Genomic DNA, 26,766 nt, shown 5'->3' with positions numbered 1-26,766 from the left:
TCAGCCCTCCGCCTCGAAGAAGCGCATCACCTTGCCCTCGTGCTTCTCGAACCTCAGGCGGATCTTGCCCTCCTTCTCATCAATCACGGAAATGACCATGACTCCCTTGCGCCCGCCAGCCCGGCTCTCGGCCTCGAAGCGATACGTAGCCTGCGAAGCCTCGACCAGGCGAAGAGCGCCAAGATTGAGCTCCCCCTTCAAGTAGCTGCCGTCGGGATTGAGGAATATAAATATCCCGCGCAAAACCCACAGTTTAAGGGAAATAAAATTTTTATCTTTGAATCCTGAAACCGCGCCTGCCTGCAAACCGTCGTAAGCGGCGTAAGAGGTGACGATGAGCCGCCTCGGGGTTTCCAATATCCTGGCCAGGGCCGGATGTGCCTTCATCGCCCTCTCAAGGTCAAGACCCTTCGGAGGAGCCCCTCCCCCCTCGGTGAAATTTTTGGCCTGACGCAAACCATAAGATACCGCATCGACATAGCCAAGCACCGGGCCGTTGACCGTCTCCCTGCCGGGCCTGAGCGCTTTTCGCAAAACCGGAAGGAGGTCGCGGCGCAAATCGCCTTCCAATCCCTTCTCCAAGGCGGCGTAAACCTCCTGGACCTGGGCATGGAGCTCGCGGGCCGAGTCCGAGGGGATGAAGCCGTCGCGGTCCATAGCGGCGTTGATGATTTTCTGAAAGCCTTGAATGATCTCAAGGGACCGCTCCAACGCGGAGCCCTCGGCGGGAACCGGAACCAGGGGCGTTGGGAAGGCGCCTTCTAGGCGGCTCCGGTAATCCTCAAGGGAGTCCGAGGATTCGATGATGCCCTGAATATGGTCCAAGCGCGAGTAAACCGCTGCATAGTAGGCGCCAAAACCTTTCAAAATCACGTCCTGCCCGGGATTCAAGGCCCTTCTCAAGACAGAGTACAACGCCGCCAAGGGGGCTGAGCCCCGCGGGGGTGCCGAACGCCGGAGCAAGGCCAGGGCCCTGCGATAAACGTCCCTAGCCGACCCCAGGTTCTTTGCCTTTATCAAGGCCTCCATCCGGAGATTCTCAACGGCCTCAAGAGAATCCTCGCGCAGGCGCTCGAAAGCGGATAAGGCCTTGAGCCGTTCTTTGTATTCCTTCGGACTCGCGGAGGCCTCCACCGCCCGGTGCACGCGCGCAAGGCGCGCCGCCACGGCCTGGACATAAGCCCCGAAGGGGCCGCCTATGATCTCCCGGCCGGGATCCAAGCCCTGCTTCAAGGCCGGCATGAAATATCTCAAAACCAGAAGGGCCATGTCCTTCTCCGGGCCGGCCGGCAAAAGCTTCACCTCGGAGCGAAGGGAGTCCACGGACATGCCGTAGAGCTCCATGACCTGCTCATGGAACTCGGGGACCGGCGAGTCCGGTGGCAAATCGCCGTTAGCGATCGGATAGGAGATCATCTGCTGGTAGGCCTCGACCCCCTCCAAGGAGGCTTTTCGCATCTCACGGAAATAGCGCTCCTCCTCGCCCCCATTATCGGGTCGGCCCTTTGCCTCCGGGGGAGGCGGGATATCCGCGCCTCCCGCGCCGGAGCCGCCGCGAATCGCGGACGGCTTGAGAATCTCCGGCAGGCCGGACCGCGCGGAGGTCCGGCCACCGTCGCCAAAGACCGAATCCAGTATCCGAGCCTCCTGGACGGGACTCTCCTTGAACTGGGCGTTCTGAAGGGAGATGGATGAGCGCTCAAGCCCGAGGAGGAGCGGCCGAATCCGCGGCAGGGCCACGCGGCCCATGGAAACAGCCGTCTCATGAATCACCACGCCGGGAATAATGGAGCGAGCAAGAGGCGGAGCCGCCGCCACGGCCGCATGGCCGGCATTGGCGCCAAGAAATAAAGCCAAAATAACCCGCATCACGAAGCCATTTTAATTTATGCGGCCTGGCGGAGCTCAGGGCCTTTGGTCCCGCCCGGGGCTGGTCTTAGGTCCTAGGGTTTTCTAGGCCCGGACTACCGACAGTCAAGGCGGTAGACGTGGTATTGGATGAGGAAGCGCCAGGCCCCCTGCGCGTCCTGGCAGATGGAGGTGGACGAAACGTGCTGATCGGGATCCCTGCCGCCGGCCACGCTGAAAAGACGGTAGCCCTCGCGCGCGTCCCATTGGCTCGAGTACACGCCGGAAAAATAATAGGGCACGCCGTCCGGGCTATGCACCCATTTCATCTCCTCGAAGCGGTGGGGCGACTGGCAGCGCCTATGAAAGGATTCGTCGTTGTAGGTGGGATCGAGGAGCGTCGGCGCGTAAAGCCGGCAGTCGCCTGTGAGAGCATCATTGACCGAGCAATTGAAAAGCCAGCTCTCCAATGATCCCCCCTTTTTATACTTCAAGATCAAGCGCCCGAACAGGGCCCTTGGCGCGTCGTCCGGAACCTCTTGCGAAACGTAGGGATTCTCCGGCTTCTTGAGCTCCATTTGGGCCGTCCCTAGCGAGTCCTGCCAGAAGCCGGTCCACCTCTTTTGCTTGGCGTCGTAACCGAAGATTCCCTCCTTAGGAAACCGTCCTTTCTCAGCCGCCTCATTGCGCGGCAGCATTTTCCGATAGGAAAGCCGGGCCTTCCCGGATCCCCGGAGTTCATGATTGAATGAAATCTGGGCGAAATCGAAATAGACGTTTGGAGGAGCTTTTCCCGGATCCCCCGGTCCCGTGTACAGGCATAAGATCGCATTCGCGGATCCAGCCGGAGCCGCGAATGCGCCGCTCAAGGCCAGGATGGCCAATAGCCTCATATGATTCCCAGCTCCAGCCCGACTTTCCGGAATTTCTCCAAGGCAAAATCCAAGTCCTGGGCCGTATGCCCCGCGCTCACGATAGTGCGCAGGCGCTCTTTTCCGCGCGCCACGGTGGGATAGCAGATGGCCAAGGCGAACACCCCCTCCTCGAAGAGACGCGCCGAGAAGGCCTGGGCCTTGGCGGTGTTCCCGACCATGACCGGGGTGATTGGGGTTTCGCTGGCTCCCGTGTCGAAGCCGAGTCCTTTCAAGCCTTCCTTAAAATGCCTGGCGTTGGACCACAGCCTCTCGATGCGCTGGGGCTCGGAGAGGAGAAGCTCCAAGGCCGCGCGGCAGGTGGCCACGACCGAGGGCGGGTGAGAGCTCGAGAAGCCGAAGGGCCGCCCCGTGCAGACGAGGTAGTCGCGCAGCTCCCGAGACCCGGCCACGTAGCCCCCGATCGCGGCGATGGCCTTGGACAAGGTCCCGATCTGTATCTGGACCCTTTGGGTCAGGCCGAAATGGTCGGGGGTGCCGCGCCCGTTTTTGCCGAGGACCCCCGAGGCGTGGGCGTCATCCACCATGACGAAGGCCCCGTGCCGGTCGGCCAGGTCCATGATCTCGGGCAGAGGCGCGATGTCCCCGTCCATGCTGAACACCCCGTCGGTCACGATCATTTTGCGCCGGGCCGCGCGGGACTCGGCAGACTCCAGAATCGCCTTCAAGGCGCCCATGTCCTTGTGAGGATATACCCTGCGCCGGGCTTTGGCAAGCCTGGCCCCGTCTATGATGGAGGCGTGGTTGAGCTCGTCGGAAACGAGAAGGTCGTTTTCGTCGGTCATAAGGCTCTGGCAGCAGGCCACGTTCACGGTGAATCCCGACTGGAACACGAGGGCCGCCTCGGTTCCCTTGAAGCGGGCGAGCTCCCTCTCCAGATCCCGGTGGATGTCCATGGTCCCGATGATGGTGCGCACCGCCGCCGTTCCCACCCCGTATTTCTCCACCGCCTCGCAGGCCGCCTTTTTCAAGGCCGGGTGGTTGGCGAGATCCAGGTAATTGTTGGAGGTAAGGTTCACCACGGTCTTGCCGTCAATCACGGACACCGGCCCTTGGGGCGATGAGAGGATGCGCAGTTTGGGAGAACGCCCCTCGGCCTTGATCTTGGAAAGCTCCTCGTCCAGAAATCCCATCAATTCATTTTTTATCATGGTATGAGCAGGACCTTGCCGCAATTCTTCTCTGGGGCGACCATGGCCGAGAAGGCATCAGCGAAATCCTTCATGGGATAGGAATGGGTCACGACCGGGGCGATGTCTATGGCCCCGGAGTCGAGGAGCTCCTGCATCTTCTCCCAGGTGCCGAATATCCGGCGCCCCACGATGCCGTAAACCCGCACGCCCTTGAAGATGAGGTCGTTGGCCCAGTCAAGCTCAACTTTCTTGGAGGGGATGCCGAAGGCCGTGATACGACCCCCCTTTCTCACGGCCTTGAAGGCAAGCGAGATGGCCTGGGGAGATCCGGACATCTCAAGAACCGCGTCGAAGCCCCCCGGGCATTTGCCGGCCTTGAGGAGCTTGCCGATAAGATCGGCGTCGCCTGGAGCGGCCACCTCCTTGGCCCCCATGCGCCGGGCAAGACCTGCCCGGAAGCTCGAGCTTTCCACCGCGACCACGGACGCGGCTCCGGACGCCGCGGCCACGGCCGTCGCGAAAAGCCCCTGCGGACCGCAGCCGAGGACAAGCACGGTCTTGCCGGCCACGTCCTCGACCAAGGCCGAGTACACGGCGTTGCCGAGCGGCTCCATGAGGGAGCCCAAATCCTTGAACTTATCCCCCCGGTGCTTCCAGGCGCATCTAGCCGGAATCGCCGCCCGCTCCGAGAAGCCTCCCGGGCCGTCCAAGCCGATGATTTTCATGCTCTGGCAGACATGGCTCTGCCCCTGGCGGCATTGGAGGCACCGCCTGCAGTAGATGTGGGACTCCACCGAAACGAAGTCTCCCTTGGCAAAGCCCGAGACCCCCGAACCCCAGGACTCTACCGTGCCGCAGAACTCGTGGCCGAAAACCATGGGAACCTTGATCCGCTCCGGCGCCCAGGAATTCCATTGGTAGATGGGAAGGTCCGAGCCGCAGATGGAGGCGCGGTGCACCTTGATGAGGAGTTCGTCTTCCTTGGGGGCCAGATCGGCGACCTCGCCGTAGAGGGCCCCTGGGGACGGGGAGGCCTTGAATATCGCCTTCATCAATTGAAGAGGTTCTTCACCACGAACATGAGGTTTTCCTTGCGCTCCCTCAGGCGACGGTAGAAATAAGGGAACCAATGGGTCCCGTAAGGGATGTAGACCCGCACCGCGTGCCCGGCGCTCACGAGCTTCCGCCAACGCTTGGCTCGAAGGCCGTAGAGCATCTGTATCTCGTACTCGCTTTTCTTGAGGCCCGCCTTCTCGGCGGCGGCGGCGGCCTTCTCGATGCGCTCATCGTCGTGGGTGGCGAAGGCCGGAAGCGGGGCCTTCACAAGGAGGCTTGCGAGCCTATCGTAGCTGGCGTTGACTTCCTCCTTGGTCGCGAATGCGATTTCAGGTGGCTCCTTGTAGGCGCCCTTGCAAAGGCGCACTTTGGCCCGGCGCCGCACCAGCTCCTCCACGTCCCGCTCGCTGCGCCTCAAATACGCCTGGATCACGACGCCGGTGTTCGGGAACTCGCCCTGCAGGGAATAGAAGATATCCAATGTTTTCTGGGTGTACGGCGAGCCCTCCATGTCTATGCGCACAAAATTGCCGAGCCTTTTGGCGGCCTCGGCCACTGTCATGAGGTTGTCGCGGGCCAGGCCCTCGTCCAAGCTCAAGCCGAATTGCGTGAGCTTGAGGGAGACGTTGCAGTCCGCCTCCGCCTCGGCCAAGCGCCGGAGCATGAGCAGGTACTCGTCGCGCGCCGCCTCGGCCTGCTCGCGGGAGCGGCACTCCTCGCCCAGGTTGTCCAAAGTGCATTTGATGCCTTCCCGGTTCAAGGCGAGCACCGCCGACACAGCCTCCGAAATGGTGTCTCCCGCCACAAAGCGCCGAGCCAGGAAAGTAAGGGCTTTCATGCCATGAAGCAGAGCTAGAGCCGTATTTTACCTTATTGCCTTGGAAGAATCCCACATGCGCCGAGTCGGAATCCCCAGCGTCTTCTCCGCGATAATGGCTGCGATCCGTTTTCGCGGAATCGGCAAAACGATCATGTCGCAGTAGATGGCGTCGAATACCTTGCGCAAGTGCGAAAGCCGCGGCTCGGAGCGGCCACTTTCGATAAGGGCAAGATGCGCCTGGGAAATTCCCGCGCGCGCGGCGAGCTGGCGCTGCGTCATATGAAGGGCCAGGCGCAAGGTGCGAACCCAAACCCCGGGTTCAAGGCGCAGGGCCGCCTCGGGCAGAGTTCCCGCGACTTGCAGCCGGTTGAGGGCTCGCCGGTGAGCGATGGGCACGCCGCTGAGCTTGGGCATGGATCCCCTGTATTTTTGATTAGAATATTCTAATCAAAAATACAGGGGATCGGCAAGGTGTACCGGGTCTCCTGACCCTCGTGCCCGCCAGCCGAAATCACTTGCGGCAAGCCCAGAAAAGGAAGAGCCAGCCGGCCAGGAAAGAAAGACCCCCCAAGGGCGTGAAGGCGCCGAACTTGCGCAGGCCGGTAAGACTTAGGGCGTAGAGGCTGCCCGAGAACAAGAGAATTCCGAGAATGAAGCACCAGCCGGCCCAACCCGCGGCCGACCTGCCGACCCGCTCCGCGGCCCAGGCCGCGGCGAAGAGGCCGAGGGCATGGTAGGCGTGGTAGCGCACCCCCGTCTCGAAGACCGCCTTCATCTCCGGAGAAAGCACGTCCTTGAGCCCGTGGGCGCCGAAGGCCCCCAGCCCCACGGCCATGAACATGAGGAGGGCCCCGGCGCGAGCCCAGAAAATCGCGTCCATGTCCTACCTCCCGCTTAAAGTCCGCCAGAAGTCCAGGAAATCCCTGGGCAGGGGTGCTGTGAAAACGGCGAGGCGGCCGGTGCCCGGATGCTCGAGCTCGATGCGGTAGGCGTGGAGCATGGTCCGAGCGGGAGCCGGCTCCCCAGCCGCGGGCGCGTCATGCTCCGGATCCCCCATAACGGGATGGCCGAGGAATGCCAAATGCGCCCTAATCTGGTGGGTTCGCCCGGTCAATGGCTTGGCCTCGACCAAGGAGGCTCCGGTAGCGGATTTCAGCACCGAAATCTCGGTCTGGGCGGCCTTGCCGAAGGGAGTCACGAGAATCCTCCTGTGCCCGGGCTTTCTTCCGATGGGCGCCGAGATCTTGGACTTGCGGGACTTGGGAGCGCCCCGGACTATGGCCCGGTAATATTTCCGGATGAGCCGCTCCTTGAAGCCGGAGAGGAGACCCTCCTGGGCCCGCGGACTCTTGGCGACCAGGAGGACACCGCTGGTCTGCCGGTCCAGGCGATGCACGATCCCGCACCGGGCCACTCCGGCCGCGAGAATTCCCGGGCGCTCCCGCTGGAGAATTCCGGCGAGGTTGGGCTCCCTTTCGGCGAGAGCCGCCTCGGGAGCCGAGAGCCAACTCGTGCCCAGGGGGTGCATGAGGAGCCCAGAGGGCTTATTGAGGACCAGTATGTCCCGATCCTCGGCGATCACCCAACTCTCGAAATTCTCGATCTCGGGCCAGCCCCCGGCCAAAACCAGGATCTCAATGGCCTCCCCTCCCTTCAAACGGTAGTCGGCCCGAGCCGGACCGCCGTTGACGCTGACCAGGCCCCGCTCGATGAAGTCCTTGAGATCGGAGCGGCTGTAGCCTGGCAGGCGCTCGACCAGGAACCGGTCCAGGCGCATCCCCGGGAGGTCCCCCTGGATGAGGACGGGCTCAGGGCCTGCGCTCATAGAGCCCCCGAACGGCGAGAAGAGCCGCGGCCGCGGCGAGAAGAGCCAAGGATATCCATTGGGAAATGAAGAGCGAGGCGAAGACCCCGCCCCTGTCGTCTCCGCGGAGAAACTCGACCCCGAAGCGCGTCGCGCTGTAGAGGACGAGGTAGGCAAGGAAAACCGTCCCGGGGCGAAGCCTGCCTTGCTTGACCTTGGGAAGGACCCCGTAGAGGAGTGCCCCCGCTATCGCCAAATCGCCGGCCGCCTCGTAGAGCTGTGTGGGATGAAGGGGAACGCCCCAAAGCCTCGGGGGAACGGCGCAAAAAGGGCTTCCGTGGAAGACGACGCCCCAGGGGGAAGTCGTCGGCTTGCCGTAGCAGCAGCCCACCCCGAAACAGCCCAGGCGTCCGATCCAATGGCCCAAGGGAATGGCCGCGCCGATATAGTCCGCCGCGATCCAATACGGCACGCGGATCCTCCGGAGGGCGAGGCTGGTGGCCAGCCACGACCCCAAGAAGCCCCCGAAATAAACGAAGCCATAGCGGAAATCCTTGAGCCAATGAAGCTGGCCCGAGGCGTACGAGCGCCAATTGAGGGCCACGAACATGAGTTTGCCGCCCAAAACGCCCCCGAAGAACATCGAGTAAATCATGATCCAGAATTTGTCCTCGGTCATGCCGGCTATCTCGGACATCCGGCCCTTCAGCCAAAAAACCACGGTGAGGTAGCCCAAAGCCACGAAGAACCCGTAGGTGGAGATGTGCCACGAGCCCCAGCCTATCAAAATAGGATGCATCAGTTGGCCTTCCGGGAAGGATCCGGAGGCGGGAAGCGGTATTCGATCTCGTCTTTCTTGATGAAGCCAAGCTCCCGGCGGGCCATGCGCTCCAGGGAAAGATCCCCCGCGCGCATGGCTTTCAAGCGGCCCTCGAGCTGGGACTGCTCCGCCTCAAGGGCGGAAAGCTCGCGGCGCAGGCGGCGCAGCTCAAGCCAGTTGCCTGCCAAGCTCCGGAAGCCCTGGTTGCCGAAAAAAACGGCGGCCACGCCTGCGGAGAAGAGGAGGCGAGGCCAATGTTCCTTCAGGAATCGCGGCCACTGGCTCATGAACGGCAGGTCGGAGCCTTGAAACAGGCAGCACCCGCGTAGGAAGCCTTGCCGGCGAGCTCCGCCTCGATGCGCAGGAGCTGGTTGTACTTGGCCAGGCGCTCGGAGCGGCAGGGAGCCCCGGTCTTGATGGCCCCGGCGTTCAAGGCTACGGCCAAGTCCGCTATATAAGGATCCTCCGTTTCCCCCGAACGGTGGGAGATGATGCAGGAGTACCCCGCCTTCTGGGCTTTCAAGACCGTCTCCACGGTCTCGGTGAGGGTTCCGATCTGGTTGAGCTTGATGAGGATCGAGTTCGCGGCCCCTTCCCGGATGCCGCGGTCCAAGCGTCTGGGATTGGTGACGAACAAGTCGTCTCCCACCAGGCGCGTGGAGGAGCCCAAGGCCGCGGTCAGGCTCTTCCAGCCTTGCCAGTCATCCTCGGCCAATGCGTCCTCGAGAGAGACCAGCCCGTAGTCCTTGACCCACCGGGAGTAAATCGCGGTCATCTGGGCAGCGCTCCGGGGGCCGCCCTCGAAACGGTAGCGGCCGTCCTTATAGAACTCGCTGGCGGCCGCGTCCAATGCCAGGCTCACCGAGCCGGCGTAGCCCGCGCGTTTCACGGCTTCTTTCAAAAACTCCAAGGCCTCGCCGTGATTCTTGAGCTTGGGCGCGAAGCCTCCCTCGTCGCCCACGGAGACAATCTCTCCCTTAACGGCGAGGGCTTTCTTCAAGCCTTGGTAAATCTCGGCCCCCGCGCGCAAGGCCTCCTTGAAGGAGGGCATGCCCAAGGGCACCACCATGAACTCCTGGATGTCGAGCCCGCTGTCGGCGTGCTTGCCCCCATTGATCACGTTGAACATAGGAGCGGGAAGGAGCCATGTCTCTTCCTTGATGCCGTAGGCCCGGCGCAGATACGCGTAAAGAGGCTCCTTGCTATGGGACGCAGCCGCGCGGGAGGCGGCCAGGGACACGGCCAGGATCGCGTTGGCGCCGTAGCGGCCCTTGTTGGCCGTGCCGTCGTGGGCGATCAAGGCCTTGTCGATATCCGCTTGGCCCAGGCAGTCCCGCCCGCTCAGGAGAGCGTCAAGCTCGCTCTCGATAAAGCCCACGGCCTTCGAGGTCCCCTTGCCGAAATAGCGCTTGGGATCCCCATCGCGCAGCTCCAGGGCCTCGTGCTCGCCCGTGGAGGCGCCGCTCGGCACCGCGGCCCGGCCCAAGCTTCCGTCCTCGAGAACGACCTCGGCCTCGACGGTCGGATAGCCCCTGGAGTCGAGGATTTCGCGGGCTTTCAGCTTCTTGACCCGGGCCGCCATCAGAATTTCCCCTGGAGGAGCTTTTTCCCCGCCGCCACGAGGGCCTGGAGCTTGGCCGGGTTGCCCGCCTCGGCATAGACCCTGAAGGCCGGCTCCGTCCCGGAGGGCCTCAGGCCCAGCCAAGAGCCGTCGCGCAGGATGAACTTGAAGCCGTCCGCCTCATCGATGCGCCAGACCGAGCCTCCGGCCAGATCCAGCGGGGGCTTGACCCGGAGGCGCTCCTCAAGCTCGATCATCTCGCGCAGGCGGTCCATCTTGTAGTTGAGCCTCACGTTGCAGAAAGTGCCCACCTTCTTGAAGAGGCGGGAGCGTATTTCGGCCAGGGGCTTTTTCTCCGCGGCCGCGATCTCGAGGGCGAGAAGGCAGGCCAAGACCCCGTCCTTGTCCGGGACATGGCCCAGGATGGTGAGCCCTCCCGACTCCTCGCCGCCCAGGATGTATTGCCCGGTGCGCATGAGCTCGCCTATGTACTTGAAGCCCACGGGGGTCTCGCGGGTCTCCAGGCCATGGAATTTGGCCACCGCGTCCACGAAGTGGGATGTCATGACGCTGCGTGCGACCTTCCCCTTGAAGCCTCGACGCGTGACCAGATGGTCGAGCACCAAGGCCAGGACCTCGTTGGGGGATATCCATTCCCCGCCCTCGTCCAGGATGCCGAAACGGTCCGCGTCGCCGTCACAGGCAAGCCCCAGGGAAAGTCTCTCCTTGCGCATGAGCTGGGCGAGCTCCGCCAGGCTTTCTGCGGTCGGCTCCGGGGCCCGGCCGCCGAAGAGAACGTCGCGCTCCTCGTGCAGGCCGCGAGCCTCGAGGCCCAGGCCCTCCAAGAAGGGCCTGAGATAGCCCCGCGCCGAGCCGTGCATGGAGTCAACCCCGACCTTGAGCCTCGACTTCTTGATGGTCTTGAGGTCGAGGATGGAGGAGAGGTGCTTGAAATAGCCGGGCTTGAAATTGACTGTCTGGGTCCAGGACTCGCGCAGGGAACGGTCCACGGGCATGGTCTTGACGACCTGGTGTCCCATGAGCTCGATGCGGCGCTCGACATCCCCGGTGATGGCGGGGATGGCGGCCCCCCCCCAAAAGGGCATCCATTTGAGGCCGTTGTAGGAAGCCGGGTTGTGGGAGGCCGTGATCATCACGCCACCGACGGCCTTGTGATGACCCACGGCCCAGCCCACCGCCGGGGTCGGCAGGTCCGCGGCCGAGATCATGGTCTTCACTCCGTCCAGGGCGAATACCGCGGCGGCCTCGTGGGCGAAATCCTCGGAGAAAAAGCGGGTGTCGTAGCCTATGATGACGACCGGCACGGGGCTTTTCTGCGAGTCGCCGAGGGCGGCGTGGTACTCGGGGCTTGCCACCCCATACTCGGGATTTTCCTTCACGTACCCGGAGAGGGCGTGGGCCACCTTGCGCACGTTCAGGAAGGTGAACTCGTCGGAGATGACTCCTCTCCAGCCGGCTGTTCCGAATCTGATCATGTGGTTATCCTTTAAACTGGCGGGCAATGATACAACAAAAATGGCTAATAAACAATGCAAACTGCGGGAGAAAACTCTACCGCGCGGCGGCTGGATTGAGATTCATAAGCCGCGGGGCGAGACCTTCGATGCAGGCGATCCACTCTGCAAAAGTCTTTCCTTCCGCGCATTTCTTTCTTTCGGGCGGAAGCACGACCCTCTTCGCGCCTCCGAGCTCGAAAACGCCGTTGCGGCCCAAGCGAGCCATCGAGAACCGGATAAAGTGCTTCTGAAAGTCGTCGTGGACGGTCGCGCCCGTCTGGTCGGCCTTCAAGCGAAGCCGCGCGGGGTCGTCGGGATCGGAGGATGTCCCGACGGGAGAATCCTGGTCATTGACGCTGTAACGGTCGAAGGCCCCCAGCGATCCCCCGACGCCGCTGAGCCACTTATAGCCCAAGAACTCCATGGCGCGCAGGCCCGTTCGCCCTTTTGTGAACTCGCAGCCCGCGAACACGATGCGCGCCTGATCGGCTAGACGCTGGGGATTGATGAAGTCTTCAAAGAATGGCGTTTCGATTCCCTCTCCGTTCATCTTGATCCTGCCCGGCCCCATGTGGGAGTAAACAATGAGCAGACGGATCTTTCCCAGTCTTTGAACCTGACGCAGGCCTCCGGCGAAGGTCTCGGGGTTTTGCGCTTCAATGAGGACTTTAAGTCCGCTGCTCGTTCCGGCCGGGAATTCTTCAGGACTTAAAATTCTTTTTTCAAATAAACCCAGATTCTCTACAAAGCCTTTATCCCCGGCCGTATCTAGGATGAAAACGGTCATTTCCTTGTCCGAGGATGGAAGTCCAGCAAAGACTTTTTCAGAGCGAACCTCTATAGATTCGCTGCCGCCGGCGATCAAAATGCGCTTTGGAAACTGCGACGAAAGCGACGTCGGCTCGGATGTTCCAGAATCGCCCTCTTGAATGCCCCCATATGCGGGCGCCTTGCCAAAGAGCGAGAACAGGCACATCGCGCAAAATACGCCCGTCCTTCGGGTCATAAGTCATCCAGAGCGACAGGGGCCATGCGACGCAGAGGCTGTCCGTCGTAGGAGTCGCCAGAATCGCGCTTGAAATGAACGCTCAGAATCGGCTCAATGGACAGCCCTTCGCTAGACGGCTCCGCCGCGAAGTTTTTGCCCTTATCCGAGGCCCAAACGGGGGCGACGAGCGCTTTCCCGCCGATAACGGCGACAAGGAATCTCTCTTTGAAGTCCTCGCAACTCTCCAGCCCCCAGCCGCCCCGCCAATAGCACTCCGCCTGATAGACGACCCTCGCCTTTTGACGGCTGACTTCGGTGACCAAAATCATGGTTCCTGAACCGTTGACGGCAGGTCCGGTCACGCCAAGGTAGGCGATCTTCTCCCTGAAATTGCTGTGCGCCATGATGCCGCGGATGAGCCGCTCAAGGCCCAATCCCTCCCGCATGGCAATTGCACCGGAACCGCCGAATAAAACGCCGTCCTGGTTCATCGCGACGCCGTCCTCGTTGTTCACTCTAATGGTTGGGACCAAAAAACCGACCCAAGGCCGCTCCTGGAGCTGGACAAGCATGCCGGGATTGCCCCAGGTAGCCTCGAAATTCATGTTGAGGGCCAACCCCTCCAACAGCGCATCGCCGCCATTATCCGGGACCAGCCTCAGATCCAAGTCGCCCTGAATCCCCAGCCAAGCCCGCAGGACGCGTTTCACCTGGACGCGTTCTTGATTAGAAATGGCCGTCCAGCGCCGCAACATTTCCACGGGAATCGGCGCCAGGATGCTTTCGGTGCCATTGACCAACGCCGGGGCGGTCAACACCGCGACAATCAGGAACCTGAAAGGCATCGGCTAATCACGCGGAGTGGGGCATGGCTCTCGAACCGGGATATCCCTTTTTTCCGATTTATCGGAAACGATAACGTCCATTAATTTCTCACGGCAAATGAATACAGTCGTGAGCCGCTTGCCTCCGGCGTCTTCCTCGCTTTGAATGATGATCCTGCTGGGCGACCCTCCAGGGATGGGAATTATGGCCAGCCGAACCACGCCCTTCGGATCAGGTTCGCCGTCCGGCGTCGGAATGGACGTCACGCTCGCCGTCTTTTGCTTGACTGTCTCGACCTTTCCCTTAACGCCAGTCGTCAGCTTGAAACGCACCTTCGGCTCCCCCGACTGGGTCGTGCCAAATGGATCCAATTCCTTGCCGCTTCCAGGTTCATCGGATAAATCTCCTTCCAAAGCCCTTTTAAGCTTGACGGGCTCGGGAAGATCCTCCGAGAGGTCAACAAGCCTGACGCCCCCCTTGGAAAACACGAACTCGGCCAGGTCGCTGCCTTGCACGGGGAAAGGGCTGCTTTGCTCTGAAGCCCGCCTCGACACGTCCCAAGTGTCGAGGTCTATAATAACGAAGTTTCCCGTTGAAGACAGGCGGAACATGTTGCCGTAAATCTTCTCCGAGCCGGCCGCCGTTATCTTCTGCAGTCGGTCGAGCACCGCCGCGCTCTGCGGGCTTATATTAATTTCAGACGACGCCGGCCGGCCGAGAAGCACGGCTCCCGCTATCAGGGCTCCTTTCAATCGCTTCATGCGTGTACCCCCCGCCGGGAGACTCGCCGCCCGGCCGCTTAGTATTGGAGATCATTAGGAATAAATCAAGGCCTATTGACATGCCTATTGACATAACAAGCCTATCAACCTATTGACAAACCTAGGCCCCGGGCTCATACTTCCAGAGTCCCCCATGAAGAGTCTTCGGAAAGCCTTACTTTCGGCCGCCGCCCTCGTGACGGCAGCAGCACCCGCGGCGGCCCTGGCGCCGGCCCAGCCCGAAGCGTGGAATTGCGGGCCGGACAACTGCCTGAGCATGGCGCTGGAAGCGCTGCCGGCCGTGGACCCCGCCATCAAGGCCTGCCTTTACCCGGGTCCAGACTGCGCCAAGCGCTTGGACCTGCCGGCTCCGGGGGGCAAGGGCGCCCGCGCCGGACAGCCATCCCGGGCCGAGAGCTCCCGGCGTGAGGCCGATCGCGCCGCCCAGGCCTTAATCGGCGTTCTGGGCTACAATTTCAGCCTATCCGCCCCGCAAACCCAGGGGGTCCAGCCCAGCCGCAAGCCAGAGATGGCGGCGCTGGAGCCCAAGGCCAAGCCCGCCGGACCCGACCCTTTCGACAAAGTGAAGCTCAAGCAAGGCCCGCTGCAGAACATTGACACGGAAAAAATCAAGGAAGTCTTCAAAGGCAGCAAGCAGATGTCTTCCAATTAAAACTCTCTATCGGAACGCTTCATCAAAATAGGCCTTTTGGCCTATTTTGATTTAGGTCTTCGGACCCTTCTAGTCTTTTCCCCATTTGCGTATAGTATGCGCCAATGGCGAGGAAAGCGCTCGCGGTTTTTCTGCTTCTGGCCGCCGGAGCCTCCTGGTCCTGGGCGGAAAGCGGCGTGAGCCTGCAGAACGGCGTGCTCACCATTCCCCTCGACTACGCGAGCAAGGGACAAGACGGGCTCACCCAAGCCATCCGGGAAAGCCAGATGAAATCCCCGGACGGCGGGGTCATCAGCTACATTTGGGTCGTGACCAAGGACGGGCGCAAAGTGCCCATCCAGCTGCCGGCCCTAAATCCCGCCCCCGGCTTGAATGCAGAAACGCCCAAGGCCGGCGCCAAGGGGAACTCTCCAAAAAAAGCCGCGGAGCAGCTCAGGAGAATCCACCGCGACCTCGGCCGCAGGTCCATTCAGTAAATAGCATAATCGGCGCCGGCGTCATTCTGATATAATGGCGCCATGACAAACACAGAGCTCGTCGCCGTCTTGACGGACCCGTTCGTGAGCGCCACCCAGCGTTTCGCCGCCCAAGTCCCCAGTCTGGTGGCCGCCCTCCTCCTGCTGCTCTTGGGCATGTTCCTGGCCCGGGGACTCAGGACCTTGGTGGAGCGCTTCATGCATAAGGCGCGCTTGGACGAGCACACGGCCCGCGTCGGGATCAACGAGATCCTGGCGCGCCTGGGTCTCGGGAAGTCCCCCTCCTACGTCTTGGGCTTTCTCGTCTACTGGTTCGTCCTGTTCATCTTCATCGTGGCCGCGGCCAACACGGTCAACATGACCGTGGTCTCGGAGCTCCTGGAGAGATTCGCGCTCTTCCTACCAGTGCTGGTGGCTTCGCTCCTCATCCTGTTCGGGGGGCTCCTGTTCGCGAGATTCCTCTCCGAGGTGGTCGAGAACGCGGCCACCGCCAACAACATCCGCGGCGGCAAAATCCTCTCCCGGGCGAGCTACGCCGTGGTCGTGCTCTTCTCGGCCATGACGGCCCTGGAGCAGCTCGGCATGAAGATGTCCTTCGTCTCGGCGGCCATACAGATATTGCTCGGCTCCATGGGGCTTGCCGCGGCCCTGGCCTTCGGCCTGGGCGGCAAAGAGGTGGCCGCGGAAATCATCCGCGACCTAACCAGGCGAAAGCAGCCTTAGTTCTTCTTTAGAGGCGCGGGCACTTCAGGAGGCCCCTTGCGCGGGGGAAGCTTGCGCGCGGGCGCAGGAAGCGTGCCCACCGCGCCTTGCGTGCGCGAGGCCGTCAAGGGGCTGGGCCGATCCGGAAGGAGAGGTTCGGTTAGCGGAGTTTTCCCGGAGAGGTCAGCGGGAGCCTCTGGCCTAGCCAACATCTCATTAATCCCGTAATAGCCGATGATCAAGAAGAGGATGAGGGCCAGCCCGAAGACCAATCCCTCGAAAATAGGGTGCCGCCCTCTCTCGCCCCGCCGTCTTCCCATGGCTAATCCAGGTAATCCCTCAGGGATTTGCTGCGCGAAGGGTGCCTAAGCTTGCGGATGGCCTTGGCCTCGATCTGGCGCACGCGCTCGCGCGTGACCCTGAAAATGCGGCCGACCTCCTCGAGAGTCCGCGGGTAGCCCGAGTCTATCCCGAAGCGGAGCTTGATGATCTTGGCCTCGCGGTCGGTGAGGGTGGAGAGGATCTTCTCGACCTCGTTGCGCCTGAGGAAGCTCACCGCGGAATTGGCCGGAACCTGGCCCGCCTTGTCCTCGATGAAATCCTCAAGGTAAGAGTCCTCGTCCTCGCCGATCGGCGTGGCCAAGGACACCGGCTCCTGCATGATCTTGAGAACGTTCTTGACCTTGTCCATGGAGATGTGCAGCGAGCGCGTGTACTCCTCTAGAGATGGATCGCGCCCGTATTCCTGGCGGTAGCGGCGGGTCACCTTGGTGAGCTTGGAGATGAGCTCCTTCATATGCACCGGGATGCGGATGGTGCGGGCCTGGTCGGCGATGGCTCGGTTGATGGACTGGCGGATCCACCAAGTGGCGTAGGTGGAGAACTTGAACCCGCGCTTGTACTCGAACTTCTCCACGGCCTTCATGAGGCCGAGGCCCCCCTCCTGGATGAGGTCGGAGAGCTCGAGGTTCGAATTGACGTGCTTCTTGGCGATGGAGACCACCAGGCGCAGGTTCGCCTTGATGAGCTTGAGCTTGTCGGTGAGGATGGTCTCCTCCAGGGCCACGATCTTCTCGTCGAGCTCGAGGAACTTCTCGAGGGGTATCGGGAGCTGGTTCTGAATGCGCTCCAAGCGATCCACGATCACCGCCATGTTCTCCAGGGCGGCCTCGACGGCCGACGGGGCGTAGCCGGTCTTGGCCCGGAAGGCTTCACCCGTCATCTTCCCCTTCTTGATCTGCCCGAAATAGTGCCTGAGTTCCTCGAAGGAGGCCCCGTAGCGCCTCTGATACCTGTCCATCTCGTCCTTGCACTCGTGAATCTTGGCCGCCACGTTCTTGATCTTGTTGGTCAGGCGCTTGATCTTGTCCTGATTCAAGTTCAAGCTCACGATCTTGGAGATCACGGCCTTGTTGCGCTTCTCCACGGCCTTGTTGAGCTTGATCCGGGCCATCGGAGAGAGCCTGGAGTCCTTGAGCTTCTTGCGCAGTCCGTCCATGACCTTCTCGGACTTGGCGATGAACTGAGCCACCGCCTTCATCCTGCGCCGCATGCCGGAGAGCTCGGAGGCGGTCTTGCGGCCGCGGGGCATGAGCTCCTTGGGAGTCATCTCCTGCTGGGCGATGAGAGTCTCCCAGTTTCGGATCTCGCGCATGGTGATGGGAGACTCGAGAACGAGCATCCGGAGCTCTTTTTCGCGCTCGCGGACATTGCGCGCCAAGGTGACCTCCTCCTCTCGGTTGAGCAGAGGCACCCGCCCCATCTCCGAGAGGTACATCCGGATGGAGTTAGAGATGTCCGAGGAGCTCGTCCACTCCTCGGTGAAGCGCTCCCTTTCGATCACGGGGACGACCGCGCTCTTCTTGCGGTCGACCACCTCGATGCCAAGATCCTCCAAGGTACTCATGAGCTCGTCGACTTCCTCGGCGCTCATGTTGGCCATGGACAGGGACCGGCTGATCTCCTCCAAGGTGAGGTAGCCGTGCTCCTTGCCGAGCTCGATCAAATTCTTCATCGCCTGACTTGCTTCCAATGCCATTGTCCTCTCCTATGAACGCCTGGAACCTTTCAATTCCAATAAAAGCCTGCGGTACTCATCCTGCAGGCCGGGGTCCATGGCCCGGCCGTAGCCCATCGCCAGCACCTGGGGCTCGATCTCCTTGAGACGGGCAAGCCCCCTTCTGCGCGAAAGGACCGCCTTCAAGACTCCCTCGGGGTCGGAGCTCTCCATCTCCGCCATCAAAATCATGAGCCGCGACGCCTCGGTTTTGACGGGCTGGGCAAGCCCCTCCAAGAGCCGCGCCGCCCAGTCCGAGGCAAGCGGATTCATCGCCGCCAAATCCTGCCAAATCCGGCGCGCGGCGGCCGAGGTGAAATCCTCGGCCCGGACCAGGCCCGCAAGCCTTGGTTCCTTGAAAATGAGGATCAGCATCTGCTGGTCGATTTCAGGGAGCACCGCCTCCGGGCGGGGCGATCGGGAAAGCATACCCGGCCGCCTGTTCGCAGGCTCGGTTTTCCCCATCTCCCGGCGCAAGGATTCCTCGCTGATGGAAAGTCTCTGGGCCAGCCGCGAAGCCCACTCGCCCTTCAATATCTCGTCGGGGCACTGCTCGATGGTCGCAAGCACCTGCTTGGCTATCCTGGATTTCGCCTCCGCCCTCAAAGGTGCTGCCTCTCCCGCCAACAGCCGCTCCGTCTTGAATTCCACGAGGTCCACGGCCGCGGCCAGGCATTTCTCAAAAGAGGAGACACCGAAGTTGTGCAAATGTTCATCCGGGTCCTTGCCCTGAGGAACCGTCGCGATGCGCACCGAAAGCCCGGCGGCTAGAAGCACCTCGGCCCCCCGGATGGCCGCGGCGAGGCCCGCGCTGTCCGAGTCGAAGACGATGGTCGCCTCCGAGGCATAGCGCTTGATCAGGCCCGACTGCTCCTGGGTCAAGGCCGTCCCCAAGGGAGCGCAGGCCAGATTCACCCCATGCTGATGGGCCGCTATCACATCCATGTATCCTTCCATCAAAATCGCCTTGCGGGCCTTGCGCACTGCGGCAAGCCCCTGAAACAGCCCGTACAGGACACGCCCCTTGGTAAACACCGGGGAATCCGGGGAGTTGAGGTACTTGGGCTGGGCATCGCCCATGGCCCTGGCCCCGAAGCCCACCACCGCTCCCTTCGCGTCCCAGATCGGAAACAGGATCCGATCGTAAAAATAGTCCCTGAGCCTTCCGGCCTCGCGGCTCGGGGCCGCCAGGCCCGCCTTGGCCAGTTCCTCTCGGGAATATCCCTTGCGCGCCGCGGCTTCCAAGAAGCCCGCCGACCTCGGTGCCAACCCCAAGCGGAAGGCATCGATCGAGGCCTCGGAAACATGCCTCCCTTTCAAATAGCCCAGGGCTTGGGCCCCCTGCGGCGACTTGAGCTTCTCGTGATAAAAGCGAGAAGCGAAGTCCAACAGCTCCTTAAGCCTCAGCCGCAGCTTCTCTTCCGGCCCCACCGGCCCTTCGGCCTCGGCCAGGGGCACTCCCACCCGTTCGGCTAGCTTCTGGGCCGCCTCATGAAAGCTTAAGTTCTCGATCTTCATGAGGAACGAGAACGCGTCGCCGCCCTCGCCGCAGCCGAAGCAATGGAAGGTCTGCCGCTCCGGGTTCACCACGAAGGATGGGGTCCGCTCCTGATGAAAAGGACAGCGCGCCTTCATGTTGCGTCCGGCGCGCTGCACTTGCGGCACGTACTGGGAGACCAGCTCGACTATGTCGAGCTTTCCACGGATCGTTTCAAGGACATGCCCCTGGATCACGCTCCTAGGGGACTCGCCGCCTCTTGGCCCGGCGCATCTTGCGGCGCGCTTCCGCGGCCTTCAATTTGCGCTTGATGCCGGGGGAAACGTAAAACTCCCGTCTCTTGATCTCTTTCAAGACGCCGTTGCGCTCGCATTCGCGCTTGAAACGGCGGAGGGCCTCCTCGACGCCCTCTCCTTCCCGCAATTTCACAAATACCATTAAGCTCGTTCACCACCTTTTTTCGCTATTTTGGTGACAGTTACCGAATTCATCCCGGCGGCCACTTCATGCCGCGGCCGCCCAGGAGATGGTAGTGCAGATGATCCACGCTCTGCCCGGCGCCACGGCCGTTGTTGACCACTACCCGGAAACCCGCTGTCAAATTCCCCTCTCGGGCCAGGCGCGCCGCCACCCTCTGGATATGACCCAGCAAAGCCGCGTCCTCGTCCGTGGAATCCGAAAGGCCGGCGATGTGCCTTTTGGGCACGATGAGGAGATGGGTCGGAGCCTGGGGATTGACATCCTTGAAGGCAACGGTCCGGTCATCCTCAAAAACCAGCTGAGCGGGAATTTCCTTTTGAATTATTCTACAAAACAGGCAATCGGGCATTGAAAGAGCTGACGACCGGCGTCAAGCCTGCCAACATTATATGGATATTGCCCGCGGCCGCGCAAGGGCCTTAAAGCCCGAAATCCGCTAGGACTTAAGTCCCTGGACGCAGGCGTAGGCCCTGGGACCGGAAGCGCTGGTCACGAGAACGTCATGAAACCCCGGGCCTGGACGGAAATCGAGCTTGAGCGCCAGGAAATCCTCGGCCAACCCCTCCTCGGACCCTTCCCCCTCCAAGAGCACCCGGCGCCGGGAGCCCACGGCTCGCTCGGCGAAGCGCGACCGAAGCTCCCGGTCGAGGCCACGCATCCTCTCGGCGCGCTCGAGGATGACTGGCTCCGGAACCTGATCCTTGAGCCGGGACGCCGGAGTCCCAGCGCGCCTGGAATAGCGGAAAACGTGAAGCCCGGCGTAGCCCATGGCGCGAACGAATGCCATGCTCTCCTCAAACTCTGCCTCCGTCTCCCCCGGAAACCCCGCCATCACGTCGGTGAAAAGCCCGACCCGGGGCAGGCGATCGCGCACCGCCGCCGCGCGCCGGGCGTAGAAGGCCGCAGAGTACCAGCGCCCCATCCTTTTCAAAACCGCCTCTGAGGCAGACTGAATCGGGACATGGAGGGAGGGGCAAAGCTTTCCTTGCGACTCGGCCATGAGGGCGATGAACCGGTCGGTAATATCCGTCACCTCGATGGAAGAGAGCCTTACGCGGAAATCGCCGGGAAAGGCCAGGAGCCTCTTCAACATCTCCACGAAGTCCACTCGCCTGCCCGACCGGTCCTGCACAAGGTAGCGGCCCAAACGGATGCCGCAGAGAACCAGCTCCCGGTAGCCGTTTCGGACTAGGGCCGCGGCCTCGGCCTCGAGGCTTTCCCATGGCTTGCAGGAAAGCTCGGACCGAACCGAGGGGATAATGCAATAGGCGCAGTGCATATTGCAGCCGTCTTGGATCTTGACAAAAGCCCGGCTGCGCCCGTGAAAGCCGCTCAGGCCGGCCAAGGCCGGGGCGCTCTGACAGCCGAGCATGGACGGGATCAAGTCCTTGTCCTTGTTTGCCACGACCTGGGCCGCGGGAGCCTCCCGAAGGATTAGCTCAGGATCGCGCGAGGCCAGGCACCCCGTCACCACCAGGCGCGCCCCGGGATTTCGCCGTGCGATCTGGCGGATAAGCCTCAAGGCGTCCCGGTCGGCCTCCCGGGTCACGGTGCAGGTGTTGATGAGACAGACGTCCGCCGCGCTCCAACGCTCGACCCCCTCGGAGGGGCCTCCCGCTAGAAGGCGCTCACGCAAGGCCTGGGTCTCGTACTGGTTGACCCGGCAGCCGAAGGTGTGAAAGAAATACTTGACTGTAATGTCCTCCCGTTGGGCGACTTATAAAAGGGGAAGCGTCCCAATAAAGCGCACATCCCCGCTGGCCCGAATCTCGACCCGGGAACCTAGGAGCTTGAGACACTCCTGGCGCTCCGCGGCGCTCATGCCGGGCGCCGTATTATACAAGTTCAGGACTCCTGGCCTGTCGCCGAAATCAGTGGAACGTTTTGGGACTCGTAGCGCATGATCCAGCGCGTCTCTGAGCACGGAACTTCAGGTCTACTCTTCTTGCATCATCAGCCCGTGATCTCCTATGTTCCTTGGGCGAATGCGATGAAAAGCAGTAGCTCGAGCACGCTTATAGCCGTGATCATTCCGTAGAAGCGGCTCCAAGTTTCCCACTCAAGCCACTCCCATTTTTGGACTGAGCCATAGACGGCCAAGCCGTCCACGATGGCGAAGCCTATGCCAGCGGGAAGGGCGAACCACGGGTTTCGAATGACAGCAAGCCATATGAGCCCCCTGGAGCCCGTATGACCTATAATTGCGCCGGCTCTCTCGATGAGGAAGGTCCATCGCACATGCCATGGCGGCTCTGCGTCGCTCTCGGGACCCTTGGCTCCTGAACGAATACTCAGGATAAGAAGCGCCACCACCTCAATCCACCCCGCCCCTGCGCCAAAGGCAGCGGCAGTCCATGCGCTTCCATCGGCAAGAAGCCATACGAAACATGCTGCCGCGCAGCCAAGCTCGCATGCCGCGGACAGAACGCCGTGCGCGGCGCCTCGCGTCTCGGGCGTCGCCGACTCTCCCAGTCCCCTATGGAGGAATCTGGCAAGGGGGATCTTGGCTGCCACCGACATAACCCAGACGATGGCTCCAGCGGCGAACCATAAGAACCCGCCATGGGTGGCGGCAGCGATCAGCAGAGGAACAAGAAGCAGGGCGCTGAGGACAAAAAGTCTTCCGAAACTTTCCCAGTCCACTCGTCTGGCCATTCCGGGATCAGGAGCTCGCATTTTTTATCGCGAGAAACAGGCAGGCCGAGAAGTCTTCCAAAGAGCAAATGAGAGCGCGGATAGAACAATGATCGTGGTCCAAGCGCCTTCGAATATTTGGACTCCACCGGATTTTGGAAGTTCCAGTGCTTTTACCCATGAGCCGCAAAGCGTGTTCCAAAGCCAATGACACCCGACCGCGGCAGTGATGCCAAATCGAAGATAGAGGAGAGAGAGGAGAAGTCCTGCCACGCTCACGCCGAGAGCGTGTTGAATCGTCGCCGGATTTCCAAAGAGCATCCCAAAGAAATGGATCACTCCAAAGGGAACACTCCCCGCAGCCAGGCCTAGGCTTGGGCTGAAGAAAGCAGAGACGAAGTGAACCACCCCCGCTCGAAAGGCAGTCTCCTCGACTGCAGCAGGAAAGATATTTCCCAAGGCCTTCAATCCAAAGTTATCCGAGAACTGCGAGTAATCGACGTGGTGACCGAGTGCCCAAGAGAATGCGAGTCCCGAGAGAAGACTCGCCAGCAATCCAAACGCTAGTCCGACCCCAAGTCCCCAGAAAGATCCCAGTCTTGGACGTGGAGTGGATGTCCGTTCAGCGAATCCCCGGAGCACCCTTAGAAACGAACCTGAGAGGAGCACGCCGAGGCAGGTCAGGATCAGGGTTGTCCCTATGTTTCTTCCAAGTCGTTTGACCAGAAGCTCGCCAAACACCGTGCAGGCCAGGAGAAAAATGATGGAGGAAACGAGGACTAGGAATTTCATTCGTAGGTGAGGAACGATTGTACAAAATCAACCTTCCTCTGTATGCTCCTCGGTCGAGACGCGCTCATACGCCGCCCAAATCATCGTGCTCATGGCTATTCCCCTTCTGGCTTCCCCGCCGATCCATTACTTCGCAGCATCGGCCCAAGAATTCTCTTGGCATGAAAATTCCCATACCGTTCGAGACAAGTCGAAAGCTTCTTGCGATTGAACCTGTTCATGTTCGAGGGCAGATTCTTGACCGCGCGCCCAGTATCGTCGGGCAGTTTCCTGACGTGGTTCAGGAGGTCCACCACGAGGTATTCGATGCTCAATTTCTTGGGATAAGCACGAATGACACGGAAGTGGTACCGCAGATTGCCGAGGACGAAGTAACCGCCTCGCTTGTGGTTGTAGACAAGGTCGCAGTTGTACATCTGCGTCAAGCCCAGCCCCAGGTTGGTGAACCAATTATACGAGGTGATGAGAAAATCGTCCGTCCGTAGAAAAACACGGATCACGTCACGATGTTTAGGGGGTGTCAGGCCGATAACGTTCTTTCTTGGCCGACAATAGATGCCTGGACCCACTCTCAGCAACTTCCGACTCTCGATGAGGCCCTTGAGGTCCCGGCTAAGGGATTTCGAGACGCCCTCAAGTTCCTCGCGTCGGTAGACGCACCCCAGCCGCATGAACTTCGTCAGACTCTCGATGCCTTTCACTTTTCCGCTCTCACTTTGCAGTTGGCAAGAACCTCTTGGTGTATTCAACAAGCGACCCGAAGTCGCCGCTGTCTGCCTTCCGCAAGGCGTCGAGATAAGCTGCACGGAGGTCGCCCGGCCCGCCCAGCGCCGAACTCGGCCAATCCGGAAGCTTATGGCGGTAGACGCGCAGATAGATATCGGACATGAGGCGCGCGTGGCGGCCGTTCCCGTTCGGGAACGGGTGTATCCAAGCGAGCCGGTGATGCAGCCGCACGGCGCGTTCCAAGACGGGCAAGGGATTCTCCTTCTGACCGTCCCAGAAGGCCACGTCCTGGCAAAGCTTGGCGATCTCCTCCCTGACGCGGGACGCCGCGACACCGATGTTCAACTCCGCGTCCCTGTAGCGGCCTGCCCATTCCCAAACTCGGTCGAACATGTCCCGATGCACGAGGCGGACATAATCCTCCGTCAGCCAGACATCCATGCGCCGTTTTCGGAGACGCAAATGCTCATCGACAGCCCTTATGATATTTTCGGTTTCCTTCTCGCTCAAGTCCGCGTAGGTGACAACCCCTTCGACGAGTAAGCCCGAAGCGTCTTCGATAGGCGTCGCTCCCTCCGGTGTGTCAAATCGAACCATCAATCCTCCCAGATATCGGTCGAAGCTTCACGGAGCAGCTTATCTTCCTCCGCCTTGATGAACTTGTTGATCATCGCGTCATCGGGAAGCTGCTTTTCCAGCGCCATGGACCCGGCAACGCGCATGATCTTTTTACGCGCGACCTCGCGAATTCGTTCCGAGACTAGGGTAGCGGGCTTCTTACGGAACCTGCCGACGACCATCAGGTTGCCGCCCAAAGCCGAATAGATCTTCCGCAGAGTCGTTAGTTTGAAGTCCCGCTTCCCGGTCTCGATCACGGCTAAATGCGATTGCGGAATGCCGGCTCGCTTGGCAAGCTGGGCCTGCGTCATCCGGAGCGCATGCCGTGCCATACGGATGAAAGCATGAACCGGCATGGCTTCCAGCCCCTCCGGGGCTCTCCGTCCGTAGGACATTATCTGATCCAGCTTGTGTTCGCTGGAAATGGGCAGTTGTTCTTTTCTCATGGCGCGCTTCGCTCCCGATCCGCACCATAAGTTTAATATACGAACATATATTTGTCAATGGTTAATTAATATGACTTTAAATATCTAAACTGACCATGGATATATGAGACTTGCTATAGCTTGATAGGGGTCAATTATCAAGTTCCTCCGTCGAGCTTAATACTGACTTGATAGGGGAATTATCATGTTCGGCATCCAAGCGCGTCCTGGCGCGGGCAAAGAGCGCCAGTAGCAGGGCAAGGTCCTCAAGGGACGCTTCCTTCTGGCCGTAGGTGTCGCCGACCTCAAGGCGCGCGGCGAATTGCCGCGCGTCCTCGATTCCGGCGTCCACGGGGCGCTGATCCATCAGACCCGCGGCACCTCCGAGGCGATGACCGGTACGCCAGCCGCCGGAGTGGCCGCCGCGGCCAGCCCCACGGGCAAGGGCTCTGAAGCCGGCGACGCCAAGCGAATGCTGCGAGGCCAATAGTACGACTGGTTGATGAACGCGCAGCGCCCAAGCGACTCGCGGAACGCCTTCAGGCTCGTCACGTAGATTAGCCAGCCCACGAGGTAGAGCACCTGACTGCCGTGAGGATACTTGTCGCGAAAACTGCCCAAAGCTCCTTGTAGCGAGCCTCAGCCTTCTGGCTCAGCTCGACCTCGATCGGCCTGGGATGCTCCTGGTCCGGGATCCAGAGATCGGAAACAGTCGCGCGGACCGGCTTGCCTTTGGCCTGCGGATCGGCCGACCGGACCTTGCGCTCGTGCTCCGGTCGCGCGAGCAGCCCCAGGAACTGTTCGATCATGAGACCGACTGCATTGACCGTCAGCTCATGCGTCAAGAGCGTCTCCGAGATGCCGCGTCGGAAGCCCAAGAGCTTGGCCCGGCCGCGTTCCAAGAGCAGCCGATGGCCGCGCTCCGCCAAGCCGTAAATCCTGGGGTGGTTGAGGTAGGAATGTGCCCGGATCAGGCCCGCGCGTTCCAGGCCCCGGAGCCTTTTGTAGCAGGCCAACGTGTACATCCGCCGGTCCATTCCGTTGAAAAATAGCCTGACCCTTTCCTCGGCCGGAGCGTCTTCCTTGAACGCCAGGCCGTCCAATTGAGCCAGCCCCAGGACGCCCCATTTCTCCAGCGCCGATAGGATTTCAAGGTCTCGTTCCCGAAGCTCCACCCTCGCCGATTTCCCGATTCCCAAGCTCAGCACCTCCCCACTCTATAATGCGATCCAGCCGTCCATTTCCGGGACAACCCTCCACTTACTAATCGTTTCACCCCGCCATTTCGCACCGCCTTTTCCGGTCATTTTTTTCCGATTTCTCATCGAGAAGCTTACGCTGCCTCATTTTTTAAGTCCCCTATCTAAACCAAGTTCCCCTCACTTATATATGTGCTCCAGCCCTCCCTTTTCCGACGTTCACTCCCGCCGTTTCGCCCGCCGTCCTCCCGACCCCGGTCCATCAACCCTCATGGTTGAGGGAGCGGGGTCGGGAGGCGAAGCCCGCGAAGCGGACTGAGAGGCGGGCGAATAAGGCTCAAAGTTTCCAACGCTTTTCATTTTCACCACTCCGATCGCCGGTGTTCTGACACGCCAGAGGCTTTGCCAGATGGTCGCCACCC

At 61.2% G+C, this 26,766-nt stretch carries 32 protein-coding genes; 3 read left to right on the top strand and 29 right to left on the bottom strand.

Going from position 1 to position 26,766, the window contains the following annotated elements; translation table 11 throughout:
* The 15 genes from HY921_04385 to HY921_04315 form a co-directional block, all read right to left on the bottom strand.
* The gene (locus tag HY921_04385; protein MBI5630105.1) at positions 1–1,872 is read right to left on the bottom strand and encodes a hypothetical protein; all 1,872 of its coding nucleotides are present in this window, start codon (positions 1,870–1,872) and stop codon (positions 1–3) included.
* 92 nt (positions 1,873–1,964) lie between these two features.
* Positions 1,965–2,741: a hypothetical protein gene (locus tag HY921_04380; protein MBI5630104.1), complete on the bottom strand. Its 777-nt coding sequence runs from the start codon at positions 2,739–2,741 to the stop codon at positions 1,965–1,967.
* The gene (locus HY921_04375; GenBank protein MBI5630103.1) at positions 2,738–3,931 is read right to left on the bottom strand and encodes a glycine C-acetyltransferase; all 1,194 of its coding nucleotides are present in this window, start codon (positions 3,929–3,931) and stop codon (positions 2,738–2,740) included. The genes HY921_04380 and HY921_04375 overlap by 4 nt, the downstream gene beginning before the upstream one ends.
* On the bottom strand, positions 3,928–4,965 hold the full coding sequence (locus HY921_04370; protein ID MBI5630102.1) for an alcohol dehydrogenase catalytic domain-containing protein: 1,038 nt from the start codon (positions 4,963–4,965) through the stop codon (positions 3,928–3,930). The genes HY921_04375 and HY921_04370 overlap by 4 nt, the downstream gene beginning before the upstream one ends.
* Entirely contained in the window at positions 4,965–5,807 is an 843-nt protein-coding gene (locus HY921_04365; protein ID MBI5630101.1) for a proline dehydrogenase family protein, read from the bottom strand. Before HY921_04365 ends, HY921_04370 begins: the two co-directional genes overlap by 1 nt.
* A gap of 27 nt (positions 5,808–5,834) precedes the next feature.
* Positions 5,835–6,203 (bottom strand): helix-turn-helix transcriptional regulator, encoded by a 369-nt coding sequence (locus tag HY921_04360; protein ID MBI5630100.1) that lies wholly within the window; start codon positions 6,201–6,203, stop codon positions 5,835–5,837.
* A 97-nt stretch (positions 6,204–6,300) separates the two neighbouring features.
* Positions 6,301–6,669 carry a DUF423 domain-containing protein gene (locus HY921_04355; GenBank protein MBI5630099.1) on the bottom strand — a complete coding sequence of 123 codons (369 nt, stop codon included), beginning with the start codon at positions 6,667–6,669 and terminating at the stop codon, positions 6,301–6,303.
* Positions 6,670–6,672: 3 nt separating this feature from the next.
* Positions 6,673–7,614 (bottom strand): RluA family pseudouridine synthase, encoded by a 942-nt coding sequence (locus tag HY921_04350; GenBank protein MBI5630098.1) that lies wholly within the window; start codon positions 7,612–7,614, stop codon positions 6,673–6,675.
* Positions 7,598–8,392, bottom strand: coding sequence for a prolipoprotein diacylglyceryl transferase (locus HY921_04345; protein ID MBI5630097.1), 795 nt, complete (start codon positions 8,390–8,392; stop codon positions 7,598–7,600). The genes HY921_04350 and HY921_04345 overlap by 17 nt, the downstream gene beginning before the upstream one ends.
* A complete protein-coding gene (locus tag HY921_04340) occupies positions 8,392–8,700 on the bottom strand; it encodes a septum formation initiator family protein (protein MBI5630096.1) in 309 nt (102 codons plus the stop codon). The genes HY921_04345 and HY921_04340 overlap by 1 nt, the downstream gene beginning before the upstream one ends.
* Positions 8,697–9,995, bottom strand: coding sequence for a phosphopyruvate hydratase (gene eno / locus HY921_04335; GenBank protein MBI5630095.1), 1,299 nt, complete (start codon positions 9,993–9,995; stop codon positions 8,697–8,699). Before eno ends, HY921_04340 begins: the two co-directional genes overlap by 4 nt.
* On the bottom strand, positions 9,995–11,470 hold the full coding sequence (locus HY921_04330; GenBank protein ID MBI5630094.1) for a phosphoglucomutase/phosphomannomutase family protein: 1,476 nt from the start codon (positions 11,468–11,470) through the stop codon (positions 9,995–9,997). Before HY921_04330 ends, eno begins: the two co-directional genes overlap by 1 nt.
* 76 nt (positions 11,471–11,546) lie before the next feature.
* On the bottom strand, positions 11,547–12,278 hold the full coding sequence (locus HY921_04325) for a hypothetical protein (protein ID MBI5630093.1): 732 nt from the start codon (positions 12,276–12,278) through the stop codon (positions 11,547–11,549).
* Positions 12,279–12,493: 215 nt separating this feature from the next.
* Positions 12,494–13,324, bottom strand: coding sequence for a hypothetical protein (locus tag HY921_04320; GenBank protein ID MBI5630092.1), 831 nt, complete (start codon positions 13,322–13,324; stop codon positions 12,494–12,496).
* Between the two features lie 3 nt (positions 13,325–13,327).
* Positions 13,328–14,065, bottom strand: coding sequence for a hypothetical protein (locus tag HY921_04315; protein MBI5630091.1), 738 nt, complete (start codon positions 14,063–14,065; stop codon positions 13,328–13,330).
* 154 nt (positions 14,066–14,219) lie between these two features.
* Between HY921_04315 and HY921_04310 the strand changes: the two genes are divergently transcribed.
* The 3 genes from HY921_04310 (at position 14,220) to HY921_04300 (ending at position 15,937) form a co-directional block, all read left to right on the top strand.
* On the top strand, positions 14,220–14,738 hold the full coding sequence (locus HY921_04310) for a hypothetical protein (protein ID MBI5630090.1): 519 nt from the start codon (positions 14,220–14,222) through the stop codon (positions 14,736–14,738).
* A 104-nt stretch (positions 14,739–14,842) separates the two neighbouring features.
* A complete protein-coding gene (locus tag HY921_04305; protein MBI5630089.1) occupies positions 14,843–15,214 on the top strand; it encodes a hypothetical protein in 372 nt (123 codons plus the stop codon).
* Between the two features lie 42 nt (positions 15,215–15,256).
* The gene (locus HY921_04300; GenBank protein ID MBI5630088.1) at positions 15,257–15,937 is read left to right on the top strand and encodes a hypothetical protein; all 681 of its coding nucleotides are present in this window, start codon (positions 15,257–15,259) and stop codon (positions 15,935–15,937) included.
* Here the strand turns inward: HY921_04300 and HY921_04295 are convergent.
* The 14 genes from HY921_04295 to HY921_04230 all read right to left on the bottom strand — a co-directional run bounded on the left by HY921_04295 (position 15,934) and on the right by HY921_04230 (position 26,353).
* On the bottom strand, positions 15,934–16,236 hold the full coding sequence (locus HY921_04295) for a hypothetical protein (GenBank protein MBI5630087.1): 303 nt from the start codon (positions 16,234–16,236) through the stop codon (positions 15,934–15,936). The genes HY921_04300 and HY921_04295 overlap by 4 nt on opposite strands.
* Before the next feature lie 2 nt (positions 16,237–16,238).
* A complete protein-coding gene (locus HY921_04290) occupies positions 16,239–17,930 on the bottom strand; it encodes a sigma-70 family RNA polymerase sigma factor (GenBank protein MBI5630086.1) in 1,692 nt (563 codons plus the stop codon).
* A gap of 33 nt (positions 17,931–17,963) precedes the next feature.
* The gene (locus tag HY921_04285; protein MBI5630085.1) at positions 17,964–19,706 is read right to left on the bottom strand and encodes a DNA primase; all 1,743 of its coding nucleotides are present in this window, start codon (positions 19,704–19,706) and stop codon (positions 17,964–17,966) included.
* A gap of 4 nt (positions 19,707–19,710) precedes the next feature.
* Complete coding sequence (locus HY921_04280; GenBank protein ID MBI5630084.1) at positions 19,711–19,908, bottom strand: 30S ribosomal protein S21; 198 nt, start codon at positions 19,906–19,908, stop codon at positions 19,711–19,713.
* Positions 19,909–19,957: 49 nt separating this feature from the next.
* Positions 19,958–20,299, bottom strand: a complete 342-nt coding sequence (locus HY921_04275) for a histidine triad nucleotide-binding protein (protein MBI5630083.1) — start codon at positions 20,297–20,299, stop codon at positions 19,958–19,960.
* Positions 20,300–20,386: 87 nt separating this feature from the next.
* On the bottom strand, positions 20,387–21,649 hold the full coding sequence (locus HY921_04270) for a MiaB/RimO family radical SAM methylthiotransferase (GenBank protein MBI5630082.1): 1,263 nt from the start codon (positions 21,647–21,649) through the stop codon (positions 20,387–20,389).
* 269 nt (positions 21,650–21,918) lie between these two features.
* Positions 21,919–22,263 (bottom strand): hypothetical protein, encoded by a 345-nt coding sequence (locus HY921_04265; protein MBI5630081.1) that lies wholly within the window; start codon positions 22,261–22,263, stop codon positions 21,919–21,921.
* A 366-nt stretch (positions 22,264–22,629) separates the two neighbouring features.
* A complete protein-coding gene (locus HY921_04260) occupies positions 22,630–23,376 on the bottom strand; it encodes a CPBP family intramembrane metalloprotease (protein ID MBI5630080.1) in 747 nt (248 codons plus the stop codon).
* Positions 23,377–23,471: 95 nt separating this feature from the next.
* Positions 23,472–24,077, bottom strand: coding sequence for a hypothetical protein (locus HY921_04255; GenBank protein MBI5630079.1), 606 nt, complete (start codon positions 24,075–24,077; stop codon positions 23,472–23,474).
* 10 nt (positions 24,078–24,087) lie between these two features.
* Complete coding sequence (locus tag HY921_04250) at positions 24,088–24,699, bottom strand: mobile mystery protein B (GenBank protein ID MBI5630078.1); 612 nt, start codon at positions 24,697–24,699, stop codon at positions 24,088–24,090.
* Positions 24,699–25,166, bottom strand: a complete 468-nt coding sequence (locus tag HY921_04245; protein MBI5630077.1) for a helix-turn-helix domain-containing protein — start codon at positions 25,164–25,166, stop codon at positions 24,699–24,701. Before HY921_04245 ends, HY921_04250 begins: the two co-directional genes overlap by 1 nt.
* Positions 25,167–25,296: 130 nt before the next feature.
* Entirely contained in the window at positions 25,297–25,512 is a 216-nt protein-coding gene (locus HY921_04240; GenBank protein MBI5630076.1) for a hypothetical protein, read from the bottom strand.
* A complete protein-coding gene (locus HY921_04235; GenBank protein ID MBI5630075.1) occupies positions 25,512–25,727 on the bottom strand; it encodes a hypothetical protein in 216 nt (71 codons plus the stop codon). Before HY921_04235 ends, HY921_04240 begins: the two co-directional genes overlap by 1 nt.
* Positions 25,703–26,353: a hypothetical protein gene (locus HY921_04230; GenBank protein ID MBI5630074.1), complete on the bottom strand. Its 651-nt coding sequence runs from the start codon at positions 26,351–26,353 to the stop codon at positions 25,703–25,705. The genes HY921_04235 and HY921_04230 overlap by 25 nt, the downstream gene beginning before the upstream one ends.
* Between the last annotated feature and the right edge of the window lie 413 nt (positions 26,354–26,766).

It is taken from the genome of Elusimicrobiota bacterium (assembly GCA_016218575.1).
Taxonomy (GTDB): domain Bacteria; phylum Elusimicrobiota; class Elusimicrobia; order UBA1565; family UBA9628; genus JACRDN01.
Note: the sequence above shows the minus strand (reverse complement) of the source record. Positions and strands in the feature narration are given on the sequence as shown.